Below are 25,535 nucleotides of genomic sequence, written 5' to 3' on the forward strand. Positions count from 1 at the left end.
CCTTTTACTTTTTTATCAGACCTTAGCTCAGACGGCCATGGCACTGTTTGTATTTTTTACCGGAACCACACGGGCACGGATCGTTACGGCCAATTTTACGCTCGCCCGTTTGTGCTGCCAGTTCCTGTGCAGCCGCAGTGTTTTCGTCCTGGTGGCTAAGCTGCTGCATCTGTGCCAGGCGCTCGGCCTCTTCACGACGCTGCTGTTCCATCTCTTCCACTTCTTCCGGCATGCGAACCTGTACTTTGCTGAGCGTGCTGATCACTTCATATTTCAGAGATTCCAGCATCGCCGCGAACATAGAGAAGGATTCGCGTTTGTACTCCTGCTTTGGATCTTTCTGCGCATAACCACGCAGGTGAATACCCTGACGCAGGTAGTCCATCGCCGCCAGATGCTCTTTCCACAGGGAGTCGAGGGTTTGCAGCATCACGCCTTTTTCGAAGTGACGCATCATTTCAGCACCAACCACTTCTTCTTTACGCTGATAAACTTCAATAGCGTTCTGCAGAATACGCTCACGCAGCGTTTCTTCGTGCAGTTCCGGCTCTTTATCCAGCCATTCAGAGATCGGCAGGTCGAGGTCAAAGTCATTTTTCAGACGTTCCTGCAGCCCAGGCACGTCCCACATCTCTTCCAGCGACTGCGGCGGAATATGCGCGTCGATGGTTGCTTTAAACACGTCTTCGCGGATGCTGTTGATGGTTTCACTAACATCGCTCACATCCAGCAGTTCATTACGCTGGGTGTAGATGGCGCGACGCTGGTCGTTGGCGACGTCATCGTATTCCAGCAGCTGTTTACGAATATCGAAGTTGCGGCTTTCCACTTTACGCTGTGCGTTGGCAATCGCTTTGGTCACCCATGGGTGCTCAATGGCTTCGCCTTCTTTCATACCCAGTTTACGCATCATGCCGGACACACGGTCGGAGGCAAAAATACGCATCAGCGCATCTTCCATCGACAGGTAGAAGCGAGAGGAACCGGCGTCGCCCTGACGGCCCGAACGACCACGCAACTGGTTATCGATACGGCGAGATTCATGACGCTCGGTACCAATAATGTGCAGACCACCTGCCGCCAGCACCGCGTCGTGGCGTACCTGCCAGTCAGCTTTAATCTGCGCAATTTGCTCTTCGGTTGGGTTTTCCAGCGCGGCAACTTCAGCCTGCCAGCTACCGCCGAGCATAATATCGGTACCACGCCCCGCCATGTTGGTGGCGATAGTCACTGCCGCCGGATAACCTGCCTGAGCAACAATCGCCGCTTCGTTGGCGTGGAATTTGGCGTTCAGAACGTTATGTTTGATGCCCGCCTTCACCAGCTCGTTAGACACCACTTCGGATTTCTCGATGGAGATTGTCCCGACCAGGACGGGCTGACCATTAGCCGTACGCTCTTTAATGTCTGCAATGATCGCCTGAATTTTTTCCGCTTCGGTCATGTAGACCAGGTCCGGCATGTCTTTACGAATCATCGGACGGTTGGTCGGCACCACCACGGTATCCAGCTTGTAGATAGAGCTGAATTCGAAGGCTTCCGTATCGGCGGTACCGGTCATACCGGCCAGTTTTTCATACAGACGGAAGTAGTTCTGGAAGGTGATGGAGGCCAGCGTCTGGTTCTCGTTCTGGATCTCCACGCCTTCTTTGGCTTCCACAGCCTGATGCAGGCCATCAGACCAACGACGTCCCTGCATAGTACGGCCAGTGTGTTCATCGACGATGATGACTTCGCCATCTTTGACGATGTAGTCAACGTCACGGGTGAACAGCACATGCGCGCGCAGTGCGGCAGTCACGTGGTGCATCAGCATGATGTTGCCCGGAGAGTACAGCGACTCGCCTTCGTCCATGATGCCTTCTTTCACCAGCAGTTCTTCAATCAGTACCAGGCCGCGCTCGGTCAGGTTGACCTGACGCGCTTTCTCATCGACAGAGAAGTGGCCTTCGCCCTGGAAAGTGTCGGAGTCTTCTTTGTCCTGACGTACCAGATGCGGGATAATTTTGTTCATTTTCTTATACATTTCCGAGCTGTCTTCAGCCGGGCCGGAAATGATAAGCGGGGTACGCGCTTCATCGATCAGGATGGAGTCGACCTCATCCACCAGCGCATAGTGCAGTTTACGCTGTACGCGCTCTTCAGGGCTGAACGCCATGTTGTCGCGCAGGTAGTCAAACCCGTATTCGTTGTTAGTACCGTAAGTAATATCTGCCGCATACGCTTCACGTTTTGCGGGTGCAGGCAGGCCAGACATGTTGATCCCCACGGTCATGCCGAGGAATTCGAACAGCGGACGGTTGTTTTCGGCGTCACGTTGCGCCAGATAGTCGTTGACGGTTACGACGTGAACCCCTTTACCGGTCAGCGCATTCAGATACGCCGGCAGGGTCGCGGTAAGGGTTTTACCTTCACCGGTACGCATTTCTGCGATGCAACGATCGTTAAGTACCATACCACCCAGCAGCTGTACGTCGAAGTGACGCATGCCGAAGACGCGTTTACTGGCTTCACGGACAACGGCAAATGCTTCCGGAAGCAGGCTTTCCAGGCTGGCACCTTTTTCCAGGCGTGCGCGGAATTCCGCGGTTTTGCCTTTCAGCTCGTCATCGGAGAGTTTTTCCATCTCCGGTTCCATCGCGTTAATTGCAGTGACCGCTTTGCGCATACGGCGCAGGGTACGATCGTTACGACTACCAAATACTTTCGTTAATAAATTGATTAGCATAATAAAATCTCAAACGCCCCGCGTTGCGGAGTCAGGAAAATAAAAGAAAGACGACTATTTTCAGACGAGGCGTTGCGGCCCAGCGCGGATGCCCTGAACCTGGCTTACCCATGCGGAGATGCTAAAAGCAGCGGGCGCGACTGACGGCGCAGCAGCGGCCTGACGCACAATGGCCGGCGGCTTGCTTTCAACCGTGAGTAACGCATTAAGGGTGTCCAGCAAAGCAAGATGCTGGGCGGCCTGCAATGGCGTGGTGGACGAGGCTTCTGCAACGGGCAGTGCCTGTGGCGCCATCGCAAATGAGAGGTGGCGAATGACCGTGCGGATGGCATGCTGATGCCAGTAATCAACGCTAAACGATGGGCGACGGTTCGCTTCCAGCAGGGCTAACTGCGTGAAATTGACTTTCGTGGCAGGGTTATGATTGCTGGACGTCTCGCGGGCAGGCGAAGCAGGCTCGGCGTTATTTGCGAGCGCAGGCAGGCCGAAACTGGCAGCAACCATCCCCAACAGGAGATGCGGCCAGAAATAGCGTCTACCTAACTGTCGCCAACGCGTCAGTAACCCACTCACGTAATGTCTACCCCAGAGATTATTATTTTCCGCGCACAGAATTGCACAAAATCATTCAAGTTGCATCAAGGCGACAAGCGAGTGAATCCCGTGGAGCGTACATAAGTACGTGACATGGGTGAACAAGCGCAGTCAACGCGGAGGCAGCTTGAATGATGCCGTGCATATTACCATTAATGCCTGATTACAGCAGCATCAATGACGATAAGAGCAGCGGAAAAGTGCGCAAGAAAACAGCGATCGCACAAGAAAGGGAAATGAAAAGGCAGAAATAAAAAAAGACTGGTTCCCTGACCGGAGAGAGTGCCAGGTTGCCAGTCGAATTTATGAAATGGTCAGGCTTATGCCAGAACCATTGTCGGTGCTTTGAACGCCAGCGGCAATTCAGCGTCGTCTTCGAAGGTCACATATTCCCAGGCTTCCTGTTTGGCCAGGACTGCCTGCAGAAGTTTATTATTCAGCGCATGACCGGATTTAAACGCGGTAAATGCACCAATAATGTTGTGACCACACATGAACAAGTCACCGATCGCATCCAGCATTTTGTGACGAACGAATTCGTCCTCAAAACGCAGACCGTCTTCGTTCAGTACGCGATAATCGTCAACAACGATGGCACAATCGAAGCTGCCGCCCAGGCACAGGCCACGGGACTGCAGATATTCGATATCACGCATGAAACCGAAGGTACGTGCACGACTAATCTGGCGCATAAAGGCGTCGGCAGAGAAGTTCATTGCATAGCGCTGGGTACTGGCATCAATCGCCGGATGGTTAAAGTCGATGGTAAAATCCAACGAAAAACCATTGTACGGTTTGAATTCAGCCCATTTGTCGCCATCTTCGACACGTACAGTCTCTTTGATGCGAACAAATTTCTTCGCACAGTTCAATTCATCGATGCCGGCATCCAGCAGCAGATAAACGAACGGTGCAGCACTGCCGTCCATAATTGGGATTTCTGGCGCATCGACTTCAACAATGATGTTGTCGATACCCAGCCCCGCCAATGCGGCGTTGAGGTGCTCAACGGTAGAAATCCGCACGTCATGCTCATTCACCAGACAAGTACAGAGCATTGTATCACGCACAGATTTGGCATCGGCCGGAAAATCTACCGGTGGATTCAAGTCGGTGCGACGATAGATGACCCCGGTATTGGCCGGCGCAGGGCGTAACGTCAGTGTGACTTTCTTGCCGGTGTGTAAACCGACGCCAGTCGCCTGAACGATACGTTTAAGTGTCCTTTGTTTGATCATCGTATAATCTCGCCAAATTAACTATCCAACCGAAGTGTACTATACATTCGGACGGGCAGTTTAGCACAAAGAGCGGGGATTCCCAACTTTGAGCTAATTCTTAATCAGCCTGCTTACGTAAAAACGCCGGAATATCCAGGTAATCCGGTTCTTTCGTGGTCTGCGGCGTATTGTCGTTAACCACTTTCGCGGCTGGTTTCTGCTCCTGCGTCAGCGGGGTCATACCGTGCTGCTGGTAGCGATCCATAACCGGCTGCTGAGTCTGCTTGTTGGTCACCAGGGTAATTTCCGGACGTTTGTCCATACCAATACCGGTTGCAACAACAGTCACGCGCAGTTCGTCGTTCATATCCGGGTCAAGGGAAGTACCGATAACCACGGTCGCATTATCCGAGGCAAATGCACGGATAGTGTTACCGACAGTCTCGAACTCATCCAGACGCAGATCGAAGCCAGCAGTGATGTTGACCAGCACGCCGCGCGCGCCAGACAGGTCGATATCTTCCAGAAGCGGGGAAGAGATCGCCATTTCAGCCGCTTCTTCAGCACGATCTTCACCGCTTGCCAGACCAGAGCCCATCATTGCATAGCCCATTTCTGACATCACAGTACGCACATCAGCAAAGTCGACGTTCATCAGACCCGGACGGGTAATTAGCTCGGCGATACCTTGCACCGCGCCTTTCAGTACGTCGTTTGCCGCGCCGAAAGCGTCAAGCAGAGAAATACCGCGACCCAGCACTTTCAGCAGCTTGTCGTTCGGGATGGTGATCAGGGAGTCCACGTGTTTGGACAGTTCAGTGATACCCTGCTCCGCGAAGGCCATACGCTTCTTGCCTTCAAAATTGAAAGGCTTGGTCACGACAGCAACAGTCAGGATACCCAAATCTTTAGCCACTTCAGCCACAACCGGCGCGGCACCCGTACCGGTGCCGCCGCCCATACCTGCGGCAATAAAGACCATGTCCGCGCCATCCAATGCGGCGCGCAGTGCTTCACGGTCTTCATCAGCAGCGTTACGGCCCACTTCCGGGTTTGCACCCGCACCCAGACCTTTGGTAATACCGCTACCAATCTGGATAGTCTGGCCAACCGCAGTTTTACGTAACGCCTGAGCGTCGGTATTCACTGCGAAGAATTCAACACCTTCGATGCGCTCACGCACCATGTGCTCTACGGCATTACCGCCGCCGCCACCGACGCCGATGACTTTAATCACCGCGTCGTTGGTCAGTTCCATAGGTTCAAACATAGTCTCTCTCCGTTTTATACACTTTCTCAATCAGACCGCTCTACCACAGCCAGAAGGAGATCGTGTATGTGCCTGTCGCCTGAAAGCGCTAATTTTCTGCGCTCTCTTAAAAAAATTAAAACTCTTTTCGCAGCCAGCTGTTCAATCGCTTAATCCATGAACCAACCGATGCGGTTACGCGCTTGTCTACTTCTGCTTCACCACTCAAGTGGGACTCTTTCCCGTAGTGCAGCAGGCCCACTGCCGTTGAGTAATACGGCTCCTGGGCGTAATCCGTCAACCCCGTGATGTTCAGCGGTGCGCCGATACGTACCTGCGTATGGAACACGCGCTGCGCGCAGGCCGCCAGGCCTTCAATTTGCGCCGCGCCACCGGTGAGTACAATCCCCGCAGCGAGGTGATGTTTGACACCCTGCTGGCGAAGCTGTTCCTGTAACTGCAAAATTTCTTCGTTGACCAGATTGAGCAGCTCGGTGTAGCGCGGCTCAATCACCTCTGCCAACGTCTGGCGCTGCAGGCTGCGCGGCGGACGCCCCCCCACGCTCGGCACTTCAACGCTCTCATCTTTGCCCACAATGGAGCCCAGTGCACAACCGTGGCGCACTTTAATCGCTTCGGCATCGCTCGGCGGTGTACCGAAGGCGTAAGCGATATCGCTGGTGACCACGTTCCCGGCGTAGGGGATCACTTTGGTGTGGCGCAGCGCCCCGCCAGTATATACGGCGATGTCCATTGTACCACCACCGATATCCACCACGCAGACGCCCAGCTCACGTTCATCTTCCGTCAGAACCGAATAACTGGCTGCCAGCCCGGCAAATATCAACTGGTCAACTTTCAGGCCACAACGCTCTACGGCTTTGACGATGTTTTTCGCCATGTCGTTGTGGCAGGTAATCAGATGTACTTTGGCCTGCATACGCACGCCAGACAAGCCAACCGGATTTTTGATCCCTTCCTGGTAATCAATTGCGTATTCCTGCGGAATAACGTGCAAAACGCGGTGCTCATCGCGGACGCGAACGGATTTCGCCGTATGCACCACATTTTCGACATCTTCCTGCGTCACTTCTTCTTCTGAGATAGGCACCATGCCAATCTCATTTTGACAGCTTATGTGCTTGCCGGAAAGCGCCAGATATACAGAGGAGATCTGGCAATCCGCCATCAATTCTGCCTGGTCGATAGCGCGCTGAACGCATTTCACTACCGACTCGAGGTCATTTACCCCGCCTTTGTCCATACCTCGCGATGGGCAACTGCCCACGCCGATGATATTGACCATGCCGTCGGGCAGAACTTCCCCTACTAAAGCGGCAACCTTCGCGGTGCCAATCTCCAGTCCAACTACCAGTTTTCTGTCCGTCGCCTTGATCATTGTTGTTCTGCCTGTGCCTGATTCTGTTGTTGACTGGTTTCTTCGACAGGGGCAGGCTCCCAACCTACTGACGCCCCTGAGTCATAGCGCAAATCAACGTAGCTAATCCGATTACCTTCTGTTTGCGCCTGCTGCTGAAGAACCGGATACAGTTCTAAAAAGCGCTCAAGCCGCTTCATGGTGTCGCCCCGTCCCAGATTGAGCTTAATACCATCGCCCAACGTCAACTGCCAGGAACGGCGCGCCGTCATTGCCGCCACTTTTAATGTGAACTTCCCTTTCGCCAGCACGGCTCCCATGTCGCGGTATCCCTGCAAGACCTCGCTTTCGCTGCCTTCAGGGCCATACAGCATGGGCAAACTCTGCTTGTTGGCGCGATCGGCGGGTACGCTGAAGGAGTTGCCTTCGGCATCCACCATATGCTGATCATTCCAACGTGCAATCGGCACATATTCAACCAGATGAATCTTCAATTCGTCTGGCCACTGCTTTCTTACGCTCGCCTGCTTAATCCACGGCAGACGTTCAATTTGCCCCTGAACGATGTTCACGTCCTGGGTCATAAAGGTTCCTGGCGACCCGAGCGCCAGAATAGACTGGCGGATGTCGTCGTTACGCGTGTAGTGCCGCTCGCCGGTGACCACCAGTTTCGAGATAGGCAACCGTTGTGCATCTTCCATCCAGCCCAGCACGACCCAGCCGCTAATCAACACGGTCAACAACACCGTCAGCAGGAAGATAATTCCTGCAAGACGCGTTCCATTATTGCGCCGCGAAGAATTGTACTCTTCTTCTTCACGGTTCCGCGTATTCAGCGCAGCCTGCGACATATCACCCCGCCAGGTCCAGAATTCGTACTACCAGTTGCGAGAAGCTCATTCCCGCCTGACGCGCCGCCATCGGCACCAGACTATGGCTGGTCATCCCCGGCGAGGTATTTGCCTCAAGGAGATAAAGCTGCCCGTCACTGTCCTGCATTACGTCAATTCGCCCCCAGCCATGGCAGCCAAGAACAGTCCATGCTTTTGACACCAAAGACTGCATTGCCGCTTCCTGAGCGTTATCTTCACAACCAGGACAGAAATACTTCGTCTCATCAGAGAGATACTTCGCATCATAATCATAGAAGGTTCCGGCAGGTTGGATGCGAATTGACGGTAAAATTTCTTCTCCGAGCACCGCAACGGTGAATTCGGGGCCACTGAGCCATTTCTCCACCAGAACTTCTTCATCATGTTGAAACGCCAGCGTTAACGCCTGGGTCAAATCACCACTCTCGTTAACTTTTGACATCCCAACGCTTGAGCCTTCACGGCTCGGCTTAACGATGAGCGGCAATCCAAGCGCTGTAAGTTGCTGTTTTACTTGGTCATTAAGCCCTAATTCAAATTCTTTTCGCGTGATCGCCACCCATGGCGCGACCGGTAAACCCGCGCCCTGCCACAGCAGTTTGCTGCGCAGTTTGTCCATAGAAATGGCCGATGCCATCACGCCGCTGCCGGTATAGGGGAGCTTTAACAGTTCCAGTAAACCCTGTAGCGTGCCATCTTCCCCGCCTCGGCCATGAAGTGCAATAAACGCTTTCTGAAAACCCATGTTTTTCAGCTGGGTAACATCAACCTCTTTCGGGTCGACCGGATGCGCATCGACACCCGCCTCACGCAGGCCAGCCAGCACGGCAGCCCCGGAGTTCAGCGAAACCTCACGCTCTGCGGAGGTGCCGCCCAGAAGGACAGCGATTTTATCAGCCATGACGCTCTTCCTCCTGTGTTTGCGGCTTGAGTTTGATTTCAGCTAAGTTACGCGCGATTTTGCCGATATTTCCAGCGCCCTGAATCAGCACTAAGTCGTTACCCGTCAGCACTGGTGCCAGCATTTCAGCGACCTGAGCCGGGTCGGAGACCAGAATCGGATCAACTTTACCGCGACCGCGAATCGTACGGCACAGCGAGCGGCTGTCCGCGCCCGGAATCGGTGCTTCGCCAGCCGGATACACATCCAGCATCAGCAGCGCATCAACCTGCGTCAGCACGTTGGCAAAATCATCGTACAGGTCGCGCGTACGGGTATAACGGTGCGGCTGGAATACCATCACCAGATTTTTATCCGGCCAGCCCGCGCGCGCGGCTTTAATGGTGGCATCCACTTCCGTCGGGTGATGGCCGTAGTCATCTACCAGCATCGCAGTACCCGCTTTGCCGTTCACCTCGTCCAGCGGATATTCGCCGAGGAAATCGAAGCGGCGGCCTGTGCCCTGGAAACTTTCCAGCGCGCGCAGAATGGCATCGTCATCAATGCCCTCTTCTGTAGCAACCGCAACGGCGGCGGCGGCGTTCAGCGCATTGTGGCGACCCGGCGCATTCAGCGTGACGTGCAGGTTTTCTTTATCCTGACGCACCAGCGTGAAGTGCCCTTGCGGCCCCACCTGCTGATAATCTTCAACGCGCACATCTGCATCATCGCTAAAACCGTAAGTGGTGGTTTGACGGCCTACACGCGGCAGCAGCTCGCGGATCACCGGATCATCCACACACATCACTGCACGGCCGTAAAACGGCAGGTTGTGCAGGAAGTTGATAAACGTCTGCTTCAAATTCTCGAAGTCGCCCTGGTAAGTATCCATGTGGTCGGCTTCAATATTGGTGACAATCGCCACCATCGGTTGCAGATGCAGGAACGACGCATCGCTCTCATCCGCTTCCGCAATCAGGTAACGGCTGTGGCCCAGACGCGCATGCACGCCTGCGGCTTTTACCAGACCGCCGTTCACGAAAGTCGGGTCCAGCCCGGCTTCCGCATAAATACTGGAGACCATCGCGGTGGTGGTCGTTTTACCGTGTGTCCCGGCAATGGCGATGCCGTGACGAAAACGCATCAGTTCAGCCAGCATTTCAGCGCGGCGAATCACCGGAATACGCGCTTCATGGGCAGCAACAATTTCCGGGTTATCAGCAGAAATTGCCGTGGAGACCACAACCACGCTCGCATCGCGGACGTTTTCCGGGCGGTGGTTAAAGTAGATTGTGGCGCCCAGCTGCGACAACTGCTGCGTGACCGGGTTCGGCGCCAAATCGGAACCGCTGATCTGATAACCTTCGTTGGCCAGAACTTCGGCGATACCGCCCATACCGGCACCGCCGATACCCACAAAGTGAATGTGCCGGACGCGACGCATCTCGGGCACTATGGAACGCAGTTTCGCCAGTTGTTGTGTATTCATTCTCTCAACGCCATCGACTTCTAAAATTCGTGCAGCGCAACGCGCGCCGCGAGGGTTAAGCCTGAGCTGCCAGGCTTACTGCTTTTGCTACTCGCTCGGTTGCATCCGGGATAGCCGCCGCGCGTGCGCGTTCTGCCATTTCCAGCAGCGTTTTGCGGTCCCATCGTTCGAGCGTGGTGGCAACCGCTTCAGCGGTAAACTGCGGTTGCTCATAAATCTTCGCCGCACCAGCTTGTTCAAGCGGCAGCGCATTCCAGTACTGCTGTCTGTCTTTATGCTGGAACGGCACAAAGATAGCTGGCAGGCCTGCCGCCGCGATTTCGCTGACGGTCAGCGCGCCGGAACGGCACACCACCACATCAGCCCAGGCATATGCAGCAGCCATATCATCGATAAACTCGGTAACTTTATGCTGCGGCTCACCCGCTTCTTCATATGCCTGCTCGACGGTTTGCTGCGCGCCTTTACCGCTCTGATGCCAGATGGTTATGGTTTCGCCCAGCTTCGACGCCACCTGTGGCATGGTCTGATTCAGGATGCGCGCGCCCTGAGAGCCGCCAACCACCAGAACACGTACCGGGCCTTCGCGCCCCGCCAGACGCTGCTCCGGCAGCGGCAGCGCCAGCACATCGACGCGAACCGGGTTTCCCACCACTTCCGCATCAGGAAATGCGCCGGGAAACGCCTGCATCACGGTTTTCGCGATCTTCGCCAGCCATTTGTTGGTCAGGCCAGCAATGCCATTCTGTTCATGCAGCACGACGGGAATCCCCAGCGACCACGCCGCCAGACCGCCCGGGCCAGAAACATAGCCCCCCATGCCCAATACGACATCTGGCTTAAAGCGTTTCATGATGGCGCGCGCCTGACGCCAGGCATTAAAGATGCGCAGCGGCGCGAGCAGTAACGCTTTTACACCTTTGCCACGCAAGCCAGAAATACGAATAAAGTCGATTTCGATACCGTGTTTCGGCACGAGATCCGCTTCCATACGATCAGCGGTACCCAGCCAGCGTACTTGCCAGCCCTGGTCCATTAAATGGTGCGCAACCGCCAGCCCGGGGAACACATGCCCGCCGGTACCGCCTGCCATCACCATTAACCGCTTCGTTTCACCGCTCATCTGGAACCTCGGGTAAACGCCTGGGCTTTTTCCAGACGTGTTTCATAATCTATACGTAACAAGAACATAATTGCCGTCGACATAATCAGCAGACTGGAACCACCGTAACTGATAAGTGGCAGTGTCAGACCTTTAGTCGGCAGCATACCGGCTGCCGCGCCGACGTTTACCAGCGCCTGGAAGCTAAACCACACGCCAATGGCGCAGGCCAGAAAACCGGCGAATCGCTGGTTGAGTTCCAGCGCTTTACGCCCAATGGACATCGCGCGGAAAGCGACGAAGAATACCATTAAAAGCGCCAGTACCACACCGATATAACCGAGTTCCTCGCCGATAATGGCGAAGATGAAGTCGGTATGCGCTTCCGGCAGATACTCCAGTTTTTGCACCGAGTTGCCCAGTCCCTGCCCCCACATTTCACCGCGACCAAAAGCCATCAGTGATTGGGTAAGCTGGTAACCACTACCAAACGGATCTTCCCACGGGTTCCAGAACGAGGTCACACGACGAATACGGTATGGCTCGGCGAGGATCAGCAGAACCACTGCCGAAATCCCCATCCCAATAATGGCGATGAACTGCCACAGCTTCGCGCCAGCCAGGAACAGCATCGCAAGCGTCGTGACGAACAGTACAACGACCGTACCGAGATCCGGCTGTGCCAGCAGTAAAATCGCCAGCACGAAAATGACGCCCATCGGCTTTAAGAAGCCGCGCAGGTTGTTACGTACTTCGTCGGCTTTACGCACCAGGTAGTTGGCGATGTAGCAGAACAGAGACAACTTGGTGAACTCCGCCGGCTGAATACGCAGCGGGCCGAAGGCAATCCAGCGCGATGCCCCGTTAACCGAGCTACCGACGACCAGAACAATCAACAGCATGACGATAGACGCAATCAGCATCGAGGTGCTGTAGCGCTGCCAGAACTCCATCGGCAGGCGTAACGTAATCATGGCCAGCGCAAACGCCAGAACGATGTAGAGACCATCACGTTTGGCGAACAGGAAAGGATCGTTCGCCAGACGCTGACCAACCGGCATGGATGCCGAGGTCACCATAATGAAACCGATCGCCGCCAGGCCGAAGGTTAGCCACAGCAGGGTGCGATCGTACATCACCAGACTGTCGTTATCCTGTGCCCGGGAGCCCATCACCCAGCCTTTCAGCGCGGCAAATACCCACGCCAGGATGAAAAATCCTGGCAGGCGAGGCATTTTCAGGCGCGGGAGGGATAAACGCATCAACCTAACTCCTTCGCCAGTCGTGCAAACACGTCGCCGCGTTGCTCAAAGCTTTTAAACTGATCGAGGCTGGCGCAAGCCGGTGACAGCAGCACCATATCCCCCGCTTTCAGTTGCGGCGCAATGGCGCGCATGGCCTGTTCCATCGTCTCCGTTTCGGTGGCGATCTCCGGGCGTAACGCGGCAAGCTCGCTACCGTCGCGGCCAAAGCAGTAAAGACGAATATTATCCCCGGTCAGGTAGCGAGCCAGCGGGCTGAAATCAGCGGATTTCCCGTCGCCCCCCAGCAGCAGCCAGAGCGTGCCGTCAACGTGTAAGCCGTTCAGCGCGGCTTCCGTACTGCCGACATTGGTCGCTTTTGAGTCGTTGATCCAGCGAACGCCATTGTGATTCAGCACCACCTGGAAACGATGCGCCAGCCCAGCGAAGGTGGTCAACGCCTTCAGGCTACTGGCTCGCGGCAGGCCAACAGCATCCGCCAGCGCCAATGCCGCCAGCGCATTACTGTAATTATGCTGGCCGGTGAGGGTCATCTCTTTGACGTTGAGAACTTTTTCACCTTTTACACGCAGCCAGGTTTCACCCTGCTGGCGATTCAGGTGGTAATCCCCGACATCGACGCCAAAGCTCACGCAGCGCTCATCCGCGCCGCGAATCGGCATGGTCAACGCATCATCAGCGTTCACCACGCAGGTTTTGGCATTTTCATAGACGCGCAGTTTGGCAGCACGATATTGCTGCAGGCCAAACGGATAGCGGTCCATATGATCTTCAGTGACGTTAAGAATGGTTGCCGCCGCAGCCTGCAGGCTGGACGTGGTTTCCAGTTGGAAGCTTGAAAGCTCCAGAACATAAAGTTCACGCGCCGGGTCAAGCAGCATCAGTGCGGGCAAACCAATATTGCCGCCAACACCGACGTTTACGCCCGCCGCTTTCGCCATTTCGCCGACCAGCGTGGTGACGGTACTTTTGCCGTTTGAACCAGTAATGGCCACAATCGGCGCTTGCGCTTCACGGCAGAAGAGTTCGATATCACCTACTATCTCGACGCCAGCGTCAGCCGCTGCGCTCAGAGACGGGTGCGCCAGCGCGATGCCGGGGCTGGCGACAATCAAATCCGCAGCCAGCAACCAGTCATCATTCAGACTACCAACGTAACGCTCAACCTCTTCCGGCAGTTTATCCAGCCCAGGGGGAGTGGCTCGCGTATCCATCACGCGCGGCGTTACGCCACGCGCCATGAAGAAATCGACGCAGGAGAGCCCGGTCAAACCAAGACCGATAATGACAACATTTTTACCCTGGTAATCTGCCATGATTAACGCACCTTCAGCGTAGCCAGGCCGATCAGGACCAGCATCAGCGAAATAATCCAGAAGCGCACAATAACGCGCGGTTCCGGCCAGCCTTTCAGTTCATAGTGGTGATGAATCGGTGCCATACGGAAGATGCGCTGACCGCGCAGCTTGAAGGAACCGACCTGCAAAATTACCGACAGCGTTTCAACCACAAACACGCCGCCCATAATCACCAGCAGGAATTCCTGACGCAGCAGCACGGCGATAATGCCCAGCGCGCCGCCCAGCGCCAGCGAACCGACGTCGCCCATAAAGACCTGCGCCGGATAGGTGTTAAACCACAGGAAGCCCAACCCCGCCCCGACAATCGCAGTGCAGACGATAACCAACTCCCCCGCATGCCGCAGATAAGGAATATGCAGATAGTTAGCGAAGTTCATGTTACCGGTCGCCCAGGCCACCAGCGCGAAACCACCGGCAACAAAGACGGTTGGCATAATCGCTAAGCCATCCAGACCATCCGTCAGGTTAACCGCGTTACCGGTGCCAACCACGACGAAATAGGCCAGCAAAATGTAGAACAGCCCCAACTGAGGCATCACATCTTTAAAGAACGGCACCACCAGTTGGGTGGCGGGAGTATCTTTGCCGGCCAGATACAGCGCGAACGCTACGCCCAGCGCAATCACCGACATCCAGAAATATTTCCAGCGCGCAATCAGGCCTTTAGTGTCTTTACGGACAACTTTGCGATAGTCATCGACAAAACCAATAATGCCGTAGCCCACCAGCACCACCAGCACACACCAGACGTACGGGTTGGACGGATAAGCCCACAGCAGCACGGAAACCACAATCGCGGTGAGGATCATGATCCCACCCATTGTCGGCGTGCCGCGTTTACTGAAGTGCGATTCCGGGCCGTCGTTACGCACGACCTGGCCGAAGGAGAGTTTCTGCAAATGGGCGATCATGCGCGGGCCCATCCACAATGAGATGAACAGCGCGGTCAGCAGGCTGACAATGGCGCGAAACGTCAGATAGGAAAAGACGTTAAAGCCGGAATAATATTTGACCAAATGTTCGGCCAGCCAAACTAACATGTCCCGTTCTCCTGTAATGCGCGTACTACCTCTTCCATGGCGGCACTACGTGATCCTTTCACCAGAATGGTGAGGGTTTGCTGTTCATTAATGAGCGTTTTAAGGCGCGCAATGGCTGCTGCTTTGTCGGTGAAATGCTCGCCGACGCCGCTGGCAGAACTGATTGCCTGACTTAATTCACCAACGCTTAAGACTTTATCGATGCCCGCCGTTTTCGCGGCTTCGCCAACCTGTATGTGGCACGCTTCGCTTTCCGCACCCAGTTCGGCCATATCGCCAACCACCAGCACGCGATAACCCGGCATCTCTTCGAGCACCTGCACCGCGGCGGTCATCGAACCGACGTTGGCGTTGTAGGAGTCGTCGAGCAGCAGTTGGGTGTCGCTCAGGTGAATGGGGAACAGACGCCCCGGAACGGAAGTCAGCTTCGCCAGCCCGGCTTTCACCGCGTTTAAGTCTGCACCTACCGCCATCGCCAGTGCCGTGGCGGCCAGCGCGTTGGCGATGTTGTGGCGACCCGGCAGCGGCAGCAGTACGTCGACATCACCGGTTGGCGTTTGCAGCGTAAATTCTGTGCCATGGCTGGTGACGTGGATATTGGTGGCCGTGAAATCGCTGTTCGCCGCATTCGGCGAAAAGCGCCACACTTTGCGCGAGCCAATAATCGACTGCCAGTTCAGCCAGTCGTTGTTGTCGGCATTCAGAATCGCGATGCCGTTAACCGGTAGGCCGGTGAAAATCTCACCCTTGGCTTTCGCCACACCTGCCAGCGAACCGAACCCTTCTAAATGTGCTGCCGCGAGGTTGTTCACCAGCGCCGCTTCCGGGCGAGTCAGGCTCACCGTCCAGGCGATTTCACCCTGATGGTTAGCCCCCAGTTCAATCACCGCGTATTCGTGTTCTTTCGTCAGGCGCAGCAATGTCATCGGCACACCGATGTCATTATTGAGGTTGCCCGCGGTATACAGCGTGTTGCCGCACTGGCTAAGAATGGCGGCGGTCATCTCTTTTACCGACGTTTTGCCGGAGGAGCCGGTCAGCGCGACAACGCGCGTTGGCACCTGCTGGCGAACCCATGCCGCCAGTTCACCAAACGCCAGACGGGTATCTTTCACCACCAGTTGCGGCAGGTCGATATCCAGTTTACGGCTGACTAACAGCGCGCCCGCCCCACCCTCTTTCGCTTTTTCAACGAAATCGTGGGCATCGAAACGCTCGCCCTTCAGCGCCACAAACAGGCAGCCTGGTGTTAATTTACGCGTATCGGTGGTGACATCGTCGATACGCAGGTCAGACCCGTTCAGTTCCCCGTGCAGGATGCCTGCCAGTTCGCTAAGCGTTACGCTAATCATGCGATCACTCCCAGCAGACGCGCTGCGGTTACACGGTCGGAATAGTCGAGATGTTGAGTGCCGACAATTTGATAATCTTCATGGCCTTTACCGGCCAGCAACACCAGATCATCAGGCTTCGCCTGCATGATGGCGTTAGTGACCGCTTGCGCACGTCCTTCCACCACTTTGGCGTGGCCGGCATCAAGCATGCCCGCCAGAATGTCGTTGATGATGGCTCGCGGCTCTTCGGTACGCGGGTTGTCATCGGTAACGACCGCGATATCCGCAAACTGCTCGGCAATCGCGCCCATCAGCGGACGTTTGCCTTTATCACGATCGCCACCGCAGCCAAAGACGCACCAAAGCTTGCCAGCGCAGTGCAGACGCGCCGCTTCGAGCGCTTTTTCCAGTGCATCCGGCGTGTGAGCGTAATCAACAACGACTGTCGGTTTACCCGGCGCGCTAAACACTTCCATACGCCCGCAAACCGGTTGCAGGCTGGACGCGGTTTTCAACAGTTCCGCCAGCGGATAACCCAGTGCCAGCAGTGTAGCCAGCGCCAGCAACAGGTTGCTGACGTTGAATGCGCCCATCAGACGGCTTTCGATTTCACCGTTACCCCAACTTGAGCTGAAACGGATGGTTGCGCCGCTGTCGTGATAGTTCACCTCGGTCGCTTTTAACCAGCGCCCGTGGCAATTCGGGTTGATGTGGTCTTCCATCGACACCGCAACCGCGTCCGGCAGTTTTGCCAGCCAGCGACGGCCCACTTCGTCGTCGGCGTTAACAATCGCCTGACCGCAGTGGTGCGTGGAGTAGAGCAGCCATTTCGCCGCTTCGTAATGTTCCATATCACCGTGATAATCAAGGTGATCGCGGCTCAGGTTGGTAAATACAGAAGCCACAAATTTCAACGCCGCCACACGATGCTGTACCAGACCGTGGGAAGAGACTTCCATTGCCGCAAGCGTCGCGCCCTGGTCTGCCAGGCCGGAGAGTACATGCTGAACATCAACCGCTGAACCGGTGGTATTTTCTGTTGGGATCACTTTACCCAGCAGGCCGTTACCGACCGTACCCATCACCGCGCTGGTTTCGCCCAGCAATTGCCCCCACTGCGCCAGAAGTTGGGTGGTAGTGGTTTTACCGTTGGTTCCGGTCACGCCCACAAGGCGCAAACGGTCAGAGGGTTCATGGTAAAAGCGCCCGGCCAGAGCCGATAAACGCTCCGTTAACTGGCTGAGGTAGATAACCGGGACGCCGTGCATTTCACGGATTTCGCCATCGGTCGCTTCATCTTTTGCCTCGGCTATAATGGCAGCTACACCTTGCGCAATTGCCTGCGGGATATAACGACGCCCGTCCGCCTGATGACCTACCACCGCTACGAAGAGATCGCCCGATGCAGCCACACGGCTGTCGAGTGTCATCTCTCGCAGTGCTCGCTCCGGCGCATTTGGCACCCATGGAGCGAGAAGGTCGCGCAAATTACGATCTGCCACCTGTTCCCTCGCCTTGATTAATCACAAATTCACTTTTTTCGCCCGTTGCCAGCGCATCCGGCTCGATGTTCATGGTGCGCAGAACGCCGCCCATGATGGCACCGAAGACCGGCGCGGAAACGGCGCCGCCGTAGTATTTACCTGCCTGCGGGTCGTTGATGACCACCACCAGCGCGAAACGCGGCTGGCTGGCTGGCGCAACGCCCGCGGTGTAAGCAATATATTTGTTGATGTAACGCCCGTCTGGCCCCACTTTTTTCGCCGTACCGGTTTTGATGGCGATGCGATAGCCTTTGATCGCTGCTTTCACGCCGCCGCCGCCAGGCAGCGCCACGCTTTCCATCATGTGAACCACGGTACGTACAATGGATTCCGGGAAAATACGTTCGCCAGGAACCGGGGGGTCAACTTTGGTTATCGACAGCGGGCGGTAAATCCCGTAGCTGCCTATCGTTGCGTAGACTCGCGCTAACTGTAACGGCGTTACCATTAGCCCGTAGCCGAAAGAGAAGGTGGCCCTCTCTATGTCAGACCACCGTTGTTTTTGAGGATATAAGCCACTGCGTTCTCCGACCAACCCCAAATTGGTCGCTTTTCCCAATCCAAAACGTGAGTAAGTCTCTACTAACGCTGAGGACGGCATCGCTAACGCCAGCTTGGAAACACCGACGTTACTCGACTTCTGTAGTACCCCGGTCAGGGTCAATTCGCTGTAGCGCGCCACGTCTTTAATTTCGTGGCCGTTAATCCGGTAAGGAATGGTATTCAGCACGGTGTTTTCGCGCACCACGCCACGCTGTAAGGCGGTCATCACCACCATCGGTTTAACCGTTGAACCCGGTTCAAACACGTCGGTAATGGCGCGGTTACGCATGGTGTCTTTAGCCGTGCCGGAGAAGTTGTTCGGGTTATAGGATGGGCTGTTCGCCATCGCCAGCACTTCGCCCGTGTTTACATCCACCAGCACTGCACTGCCCGATTCCGCTTTGTTAAACGCCACGGCGTTGTTCAGTTCGCGGTACACCAGCGCCTGTAAGCGTTCATCGATACTCAACGCAAGGTTGTGCGCCGCCTGGCTATCCGTTGAGGAGATATCCTCGATAACGCGCCCGTAGCGGTCTTTACGCACGATACGTTCGCCCGGTTGCCCGGTCAGCCATTTATCAAAGCTCTTTTCGACGCCTTCGATCCCCTGGCTATCGACGTTAGTGAAGCCAATGAGATGAGAGGTAACTTCGCCTGACGGATAGTAACGGCGCGACTCTTCGCGCAGATGAATGCCCGGCAGTTTGAGTTTTTTGATGTAGTCCGCCATGTCAGGGTTAACCTGGCGAGCAAGGTAGATAAAGCGCCCTTTCGGGTTAGCATTGATACGGCTCGCCAGTTGATCCAGCGGCAGATTCAGCGCGGTGGAGAGCGCATTCCAGCGATCGCCCACGCTCACGCCACCCGCATCATGCACTTCTTTCGGGTCGGCCCAAATCGCTTTTACCGGTACGCTCACCGCCAGCGGACGGCCAGAACGATCGGTGATCATGCCGCGAGAAGTTGACACTTCCTGAACGCGCAGGGAGCGCATATCGCCCTGGCGCACCAGCATATCCGGGTTGATTATCTGCAACCAGGCAACACGTCCCAGCAGGAAGCCGAGAGCCACCAGAATACAGCCGCACAGCAACGCAAAACGCCAACTGATAAAGTTGGCCTGTTCTTCCTGACGTTTTGGTTTAAGCGTCTTTCCCGCTGCTTTCATGCGTTGCGATAATCCTTATTTCTGTACAACTATATTTTCTTTTGACGGATCAACATGTTGCATTTGCAACTTTTCCGTGGCGATACGCTCAACCCGGCTATGATCGCCGAGGGCGTTCTCTTCTAAAATCAGGTTGCGCCATTCGATATCCAGCGCATCACGTTCCAGCACCAGCTGCTCACGCTGCGCGGTTAACAAACGGGTATGGTGCGCCGTCGTCACCACGGTGACAGCCGTAACAATGATGCAAATGAACAGGCAGAGTGGCAGCTTCCCAAACCGCAAAAGATCGTCTCCGATGACGCCAGGCAAGGCATGGCGCTCGTTACTTCCAATCGATCCCTTAACTTTGCTTAGGGCTTCTGTCACTCTGCTGATCATGCGTTCGTCCTTTCTGCGATACGCAGCACTGAACTACGGGCACGTGGATTTTCAGCCACTTCTTCTTCGCCCGGCATCAACTTGCCTAATGCTCGCAAATGACGGCCACCCAGTTTCCTGAGTTGCTCTTCGGTCATCGGTAACCCTGCCGGAACCTGCGGACCGCGGCTTTGTTCGCGCATAAAGCGCTTCACAATACGGTCTTCCAGCGAGTGGAAACTGATAATCGACAGCCGCCCACCCGGGGCCAGCACGTCGAGCGAGCCTTTTAGCGCCTGCTCTATCTCCTCCAGTTCACTGTTTACCCAGATGCGCACCGCCTGGAAGGTACGGGTCGCGGGATGTTTGAATTTGTCTTTCACCGGCATCGCCGCCGCCACCACTTCCGCCAGTTCTTTGGTGCGGGTCATGGGTTCAATGCGGTTACGTTCAACGATGGCGCGAGCAATACGCTTGCCGAAACGTTCTTCGCCGTAGGTTTTAATCACCCAGGCGATATCCGCTTCGTCCGCTGTTTGCAGCCACTCGGCGGCAGACTGGCCACGCGTTGGATCCATGCGCATATCCAGCGGCCCGTCGCGCATGAAAGAGAAGCCGCGCTCAGCATCGTCAAGCTGCGGTGATGAGACACCAAGATCGAGCAGAATACCGTCGATCTTGCCTGTAAGTTCGCGCTCACTAACATAATCAGCCAACGCGGAGAAAGGCCCATGAATGATGGAGAAGCGAGGATCATCAATGGTGTTTGCGACGGCAATAGCCTGCGGGTCGCGATCGATAGCCAGCAGTCGACCCTGCTCGCCAAGCTGCGAGAGGATAAGACGCGAATGGCCACCGCGACCAAAAGTACCATCAATGTAGATACCATCCGGACGAATATTCAGGCCGTTGACGGCGTCGTCCAGCAGTACCGTTTTATGTTTAAAAGTTTCCATCATTTTATAAGGACAAATCCTGCAACCGTTCCGAAAGCGCGTCTGAAGCGGTTTGCTCAGCGTCGATATCTTCCCTGACCCGTTGATACCAGGTCGTTTCATCCCACAGTTCAAACTTATTGAACTGCCCGACCAGCATCACTTCTTTTGTCAATCCGGCATGTTGCCGTAAAACCGGTGCGATCAAGAGTCGCCCCGCGTTATCCATTTGGCATTCGCTGGCATGCCCTAACAACAACCGCTGTACGCGGCGCTCTGCGGGATTCATGCTCGACAAACGCGAGAGTTTTTGCTCGATGATTTCCCATTCGGGCAGGGGGTAAAGCAACAGGCATGGGTGATGGATGTCAATGGTGCACACCATTTGACCGGTAGCGTTCTCAATCAGCGTATCCCGATACCGGGTAGGGACGGCTAAACGCCCTTTGCTGTCGAGATTAACTAACGTTGCCCCCCGGAACATGCCAGCTTCACCCCTTCTCGCCACTTTAACCCACAAATTCCCACCTGAAGGAGTTTACGGAGCAGAGGAAAAGCTTGTCAAGCCAGCATCTATGCCAACGGAGCTTAAAAACCCACTGTTTGCGGCCATTAATAGCCCCGATTAAATTCCGTACTACTGTCGAGGCAAATTAACGTCATGAATATGTGTAAGAAAAAAACTCAACAGATTCGTAACATTTTAAGGTCACTAAATATCGTCAATAGAATATATAAAGTGTCAGTTTGCGACGCGGACGGCATTTTAGGACATTCTGATGCCCGTTAACAGTCCTTGTTATGTCCGTTATCGGTATTTAAAAGGCTTGTGTGGCGCGGCGCGGAGCACGGTCTGAAGAAGTGGCTGTTATTTCAGCATTCACAGATGTGAATGTAACAAAATAATTCATAATCGAGTTAATTTTACTTTCTATTTACTTAATCGACGGCGTATCAAACGGATAATGCGGTAAATGAAATAAGAACCTTAAAAAAATGAGGATTATTCTGAATAATATAAGGTAGCTAATGATCTGGCGATAAAGACATATTAAGGCTCTATCGCCAGCAGGATTAACGACGGCTCAGGCTACCCCGACGGTAGAGGTTACGACGGATACGGCTCAGACCTGGCTTCGGTTTACGCGGTTCATCAAGGCTTGCCAGAACAATCTCCAGCACGCGTTCGGCGACATCGCGATGACGCTGCGCCACAGCAAGCACCGGGCATTGCAGGAAATCGAGCAGTTCATTATCGCCAAAGGTCGCAATCGCCAGTTCCGAAGGCAGCTTCCCTTCGCGACGCAGCGTGACATCCATCACGCCCTGCAACAAGGCAAATGACGTTGTGAACAGCGCATCCGGCATGGGATGGGTTTCCAGCCACTTTTCAAACAGCGCCGCCGCGGCTTCGCGTTCATAACTATTGGCATAAAGATAGTGCACTTCGCGAGGGTCATCTTTCCACGCGGTACGGAAGCCCTGCTCACGCAGGAAGCTGACAGAGAGTTCCGGTAATGCGCCTAAATAGAGAACCGTTTCTGCCGGGAATTTGCGCAGCTCTTCCGCCAGCATTTCAGCATCGTCCTGATCGGCCCCGACAACGCTGGTGAAATGTTCGCGATCCAGCGCGCGATCCAGTGCGACGATGGGGAATGAGTCATTCGCCCAACGCTGATAGAAAGGATGTTCCGGCGGCAGAGAAGTGGAAACGATAATGGCATCGACCTGACGTTGCAGCAGATGCTCAATACAGCGCATCTCGTTGTCGGGCTGGTCTTCAGAGCAGGCGATCAACAACTGATACCCGCGCTGGCGCGCCTGGCGTTCAAGATAGTTCGCAATGCGGGTGTAGCTGGTGTTTTCCAGGTCGGGAATAACCAGCCCGATGGAACGCGTGCGTCCCGCACGTAATCCGGCAGCGACGGCGTTAGGATGGTAGTTATGCTCGCGCACGACTGCCATCACTTTTTCGACTGTTTTATCACTGACGCGATACTGCTTGGCCTTTCCGTTAATCACATAGCTGGCGGTGGTTCGTGACACACCGGCAAGCCGGGCGATTTCATCCAGTTTCACAATTGCCCCTTGCTTAACTTGTACAATCCATAACCATTGTTAAATTATGGAATAAAATTTATAACATCTAACCGCAGAATCCTGGCAGCGGCAATAGCTTTTGTTCGCAGTTACTGCCCGTTTCGCAAAAAAAAGCCCAACACGACGCTGGGCTACGTAAAACGGATGAGTTCTGCACTAACGCATGATCTTATCGCCACGCGACAGCCCCACGACACCGGAACGCGCCACTTCAACGATTCTGGCGACATCGCGCAGCGACGCGAGGAAGGCATCCAGCTTGTCGCTGGTGCCCGCCAGTTGAACGGTATAAATAGAGGGCGTGACGTCGATAATCTGCCCGCGGAAGATTTCCGTGTTGCGTTTCACTTCGTCGCGCCCATATCCGCTGGCCTGCACTTTCACCAGCATAATTTCACGCTCAACGTACGCGCCCTGGCCGATTTCATTCACCCGTAACACATCCACAAGCTTGTGCAGTTGCTTTTCAATCTGCTCAATGGCTTTGTCATCGCCGACCGTTTGAATGGTCATGCGTGAAAGCGTTGGATCATCGGTTGGCGCAACGGTCAGGCTCTCAATGTTGTAGCCACGCTGGGAGAAAAGGCCAATCACGCGCGACAACGCGCCCGATTCGTTTTCCAGTAATACAGATAATATCCGGCGCATAATCAGGTTCTCTCCGTTTTACTCAACCACATCTCGTCCATTCCGCCACCGCGAATATGCATCGGATAGACATGCTCACTGCCATCAACCGCCACATCGACAAACACCAGACGGTTACTGCGCACCTGCTCCAGCGCCTGCGCGAGTTTGCTTTCCAGCTCATCAGGCGTCGTAATGCGGATCCCCACGTGCCCATAGGCTTCCGCCAGACGCACGAAATCCGGTAACGATTGCATATAGGATTGTGAGTGGCGACCGGAATAGATCATGTCCTGCCACTGCTTCACCATGCCGAGGTAACCGTTATTCAGGTTCAGCACCAGCACCGGCAGGTTGTACTGCAAGGCGGTGGAGAGTTCCTGAATATTCATCTGAATACTGCCATCACCGGTCACGCAGATGACCGTTTCGTCCGGCAGCGCCATTTTCACGCCCAGCGCGGCGGGCAGGCCAAAGCCCATCGTGCCGAGACCGCCGGAGTTGATCCAACGGCGCGGTTTGGCAAAGGGATAATAGAGTGCGGCGAACATCTGATGCTGCCCCACGTCAGAGGTGACGTAAGCCTCACCTTCTGTCAGACGCCAGATCGTTTCGATGACCGCCTGTGGTTTGATTTGATCGCTGTTTTTGTCGTAGCTCAGGCAGTGACGCGCGCGCCACTGTTCGATCTGTTGCCACCAGTCGCGGATCTCATCCAGCGGCTGCTGCGCATCTTCTTGATCCAACAGTTCCAGCATCTGCTCCAGCACCAGCCGCGCATCGCCAACGATCGGAATATCCGCTGCGACGGTTTTCGAGATCGACGTCGGATCGATATCAATGTGCAGCACGGTGGCATCCGGGCAGTACTTCGCCAGATTGTTGGTGGTGCGATCGTCAAAGCGCACGCCAACGGCGAAGATGACATCGGAATTGTGCATCGTCATGTTGGCTTCGTACGTGCCGTGCATGCCCAGCATCCCCAGCGCCTGCTGATGCGTGGCGGGAAATGCGCCGAGCCCCATCAGCGATGACGCCACCGGCAGATTCAGTTTTTCAATAAGCGTGCGTAACTGTTCATGACACCCGGCGTTGACCGCCCCGCCGCCAACGTAAACCACCGGTTTTTTGGCCGCGACCAGCGTTTGCAGCGCGCGCTTGATTTGCCCTTTATGCCCGGTGGTCGTCGGGTTATAGGAGCGCATGCTGACCGAATCAGGATAGTGATATGGCAGCTTATTCGCCGGGTTGAGAATATCTTTTGGCAGATCCACGACGACCGGGCCAGGGCGGCCGCTGGCCGCCAGCCAGAAGGCTTTTTTCAGCACACCCGGAATATCTTCCGTCTGCTTCACCAGGAAGCTGTGTTTCACCACCGGGCGGGAGATCCCCACCATGTCGCACTCCTGGAAAGCGTCATAGCCAATCAGCGAGGTCGCCACCTGACCGGAAAGCACCACCAGCGGGATAGAGTCCATATATGCGGTGGCAATACCGGTAATCGCGTTGGTTGCGCCTGGCCCGGATGTCACCAGCACCACACCCACTTCGCCGGTCGCGCGCGCAAGACCATCCGCCATATGTACCGCCGCCTGCTCATGGCGCACCAGCACATGATCGATTCCGCCAACAGTATGTAGCGCATCGTAGATATCGAGGACCGCGCCCCCAGGATAGCCAAAGACCTGCTTCACGCCCTGATCGATTAACGACCGGACGACCATCTCGGCGCCAGACAACATCTCCATG

Annotated in this window: 21 protein-coding genes; all 21 read right to left on the minus strand. The window is 55.2% G+C overall.

Annotated elements, in window-relative coordinates; all coding sequences use genetic code 11:
• Positions 1-22 precede the first annotated feature (22 nt).
• The 21 genes from secA to ilvI all read right to left on the minus strand — a co-directional run bounded on the left by secA (position 23) and on the right by ilvI (position 25,534).
• On the minus strand, positions 23-2,728 hold the full coding sequence (gene secA / locus ACOXYR_RS17700) for a preprotein translocase subunit SecA (RefSeq protein ID WP_113858262.1): 2,706 nt from the start codon (positions 2,726-2,728) through the stop codon (positions 23-25).
• Positions 2,729-2,788: 60 nt separating this feature from the next.
• A complete protein-coding gene (gene secM, locus ACOXYR_RS17705; protein ID WP_421355793.1) occupies positions 2,789-3,301 on the minus strand; it encodes a secA translation cis-regulator SecM in 513 nt (170 codons plus the stop codon).
• Between the two features lie 341 nt (positions 3,302-3,642).
• Positions 3,643-4,560, minus strand: coding sequence for a UDP-3-O-acyl-N-acetylglucosamine deacetylase (gene lpxC / locus ACOXYR_RS17710; RefSeq protein WP_108475547.1), 918 nt, complete (start codon positions 4,558-4,560; stop codon positions 3,643-3,645).
• 100 nt (positions 4,561-4,660) lie between these two features.
• Positions 4,661-5,812, minus strand: a complete 1,152-nt coding sequence (gene ftsZ / locus ACOXYR_RS17715) for a cell division protein FtsZ (RefSeq protein ID WP_015965916.1) — start codon at positions 5,810-5,812, stop codon at positions 4,661-4,663.
• Positions 5,813-5,927: 115 nt separating this feature from the next.
• Positions 5,928-7,190: a cell division protein FtsA gene (gene ftsA, locus ACOXYR_RS17720; RefSeq protein WP_015965917.1), complete on the minus strand. Its 1,263-nt coding sequence runs from the start codon at positions 7,188-7,190 to the stop codon at positions 5,928-5,930.
• Entirely contained in the window at positions 7,187-8,020 is an 834-nt protein-coding gene (ftsQ, locus tag ACOXYR_RS17725) for a cell division protein FtsQ (RefSeq protein WP_108475546.1), read from the minus strand. Before ftsQ ends, ftsA begins: the two co-directional genes overlap by 4 nt.
• Position 8,021: 1 nt before the next feature.
• The gene (locus tag ACOXYR_RS17730; RefSeq protein ID WP_113858260.1) at positions 8,022-8,942 is read right to left on the minus strand and encodes a D-alanine--D-alanine ligase; all 921 of its coding nucleotides are present in this window, start codon (positions 8,940-8,942) and stop codon (positions 8,022-8,024) included.
• Positions 8,935-10,410 carry a UDP-N-acetylmuramate--L-alanine ligase gene (murC, locus tag ACOXYR_RS17735; RefSeq protein ID WP_108475544.1) on the minus strand — a complete coding sequence of 492 codons (1,476 nt, stop codon included), beginning with the start codon at positions 10,408-10,410 and terminating at the stop codon, positions 8,935-8,937. Before murC ends, ACOXYR_RS17730 begins: the two co-directional genes overlap by 8 nt.
• A gap of 55 nt (positions 10,411-10,465) precedes the next feature.
• Complete coding sequence (murG, locus tag ACOXYR_RS17740) at positions 10,466-11,533, minus strand: undecaprenyldiphospho-muramoylpentapeptide beta-N-acetylglucosaminyltransferase (RefSeq protein WP_108475543.1); 1,068 nt, start codon at positions 11,531-11,533, stop codon at positions 10,466-10,468.
• Positions 11,530-12,774, minus strand: a complete 1,245-nt coding sequence (ftsW, locus tag ACOXYR_RS17745; protein WP_015965922.1) for a cell division protein FtsW — start codon at positions 12,772-12,774, stop codon at positions 11,530-11,532. Before ftsW ends, murG begins: the two co-directional genes overlap by 4 nt.
• On the minus strand, positions 12,774-14,090 hold the full coding sequence (gene murD / locus ACOXYR_RS17750) for a UDP-N-acetylmuramoyl-L-alanine--D-glutamate ligase (RefSeq protein WP_421355792.1): 1,317 nt from the start codon (positions 14,088-14,090) through the stop codon (positions 12,774-12,776). Before murD ends, ftsW begins: the two co-directional genes overlap by 1 nt.
• A gap of 2 nt (positions 14,091-14,092) precedes the next feature.
• Positions 14,093-15,175 carry a phospho-N-acetylmuramoyl-pentapeptide-transferase gene (gene mraY / locus ACOXYR_RS17755; protein ID WP_015965924.1) on the minus strand — a complete coding sequence of 361 codons (1,083 nt, stop codon included), beginning with the start codon at positions 15,173-15,175 and terminating at the stop codon, positions 14,093-14,095.
• Entirely contained in the window at positions 15,169-16,527 is a 1,359-nt protein-coding gene (gene murF, locus ACOXYR_RS17760) for a UDP-N-acetylmuramoyl-tripeptide--D-alanyl-D-alanine ligase (RefSeq protein ID WP_421355791.1), read from the minus strand. Before murF ends, mraY begins: the two co-directional genes overlap by 7 nt.
• Positions 16,524-18,011 (minus strand): UDP-N-acetylmuramoyl-L-alanyl-D-glutamate--2,6-diaminopimelate ligase, encoded by a 1,488-nt coding sequence (gene murE, locus ACOXYR_RS17765; protein WP_421355790.1) that lies wholly within the window; start codon positions 18,009-18,011, stop codon positions 16,524-16,526. Before murE ends, murF begins: the two co-directional genes overlap by 4 nt.
• Positions 17,998-19,764 (minus strand): peptidoglycan glycosyltransferase FtsI, encoded by a 1,767-nt coding sequence (ftsI, locus tag ACOXYR_RS17770; RefSeq protein ID WP_108475538.1) that lies wholly within the window; start codon positions 19,762-19,764, stop codon positions 17,998-18,000. Before ftsI ends, murE begins: the two co-directional genes overlap by 14 nt.
• Before the next feature lie 15 nt (positions 19,765-19,779).
• Positions 19,780-20,145, minus strand: a complete 366-nt coding sequence (gene ftsL / locus ACOXYR_RS17775; protein ID WP_015965928.1) for a cell division protein FtsL — start codon at positions 20,143-20,145, stop codon at positions 19,780-19,782.
• Complete coding sequence (gene rsmH, locus ACOXYR_RS17780; RefSeq protein ID WP_108475537.1) at positions 20,142-21,083, minus strand: 16S rRNA (cytosine(1402)-N(4))-methyltransferase RsmH; 942 nt, start codon at positions 21,081-21,083, stop codon at positions 20,142-20,144. The genes ftsL and rsmH overlap by 4 nt, the downstream gene beginning before the upstream one ends.
• A 1-nt stretch (position 21,084) precedes the next feature.
• Complete coding sequence (mraZ, locus tag ACOXYR_RS17785; RefSeq protein WP_041686318.1) at positions 21,085-21,543, minus strand: division/cell wall cluster transcriptional repressor MraZ; 459 nt, start codon at positions 21,541-21,543, stop codon at positions 21,085-21,087.
• Between the two features lie 590 nt (positions 21,544-22,133).
• A complete protein-coding gene (gene cra / locus ACOXYR_RS17790) occupies positions 22,134-23,138 on the minus strand; it encodes a catabolite repressor/activator (RefSeq protein WP_108475536.1) in 1,005 nt (334 codons plus the stop codon).
• 177 nt (positions 23,139-23,315) lie between these two features.
• Positions 23,316-23,807 (minus strand): acetolactate synthase small subunit, encoded by a 492-nt coding sequence (gene ilvN, locus ACOXYR_RS17795; protein ID WP_015965932.1) that lies wholly within the window; start codon positions 23,805-23,807, stop codon positions 23,316-23,318.
• 2 nt (positions 23,808-23,809) lie between these two features.
• Positions 23,810-25,534 (minus strand): acetolactate synthase 3 large subunit, encoded by a 1,725-nt coding sequence (gene ilvI, locus ACOXYR_RS17800; protein ID WP_108475535.1) that lies wholly within the window; start codon positions 25,532-25,534, stop codon positions 23,810-23,812.
• Position 25,535 lies beyond the last annotated feature (1 nt).

It is taken from the genome of Pseudocitrobacter faecalis (assembly GCF_965231525.1).
Classification (GTDB): Bacteria; Pseudomonadota; Gammaproteobacteria; order Enterobacterales; family Enterobacteriaceae; genus Pseudocitrobacter; species Pseudocitrobacter faecalis.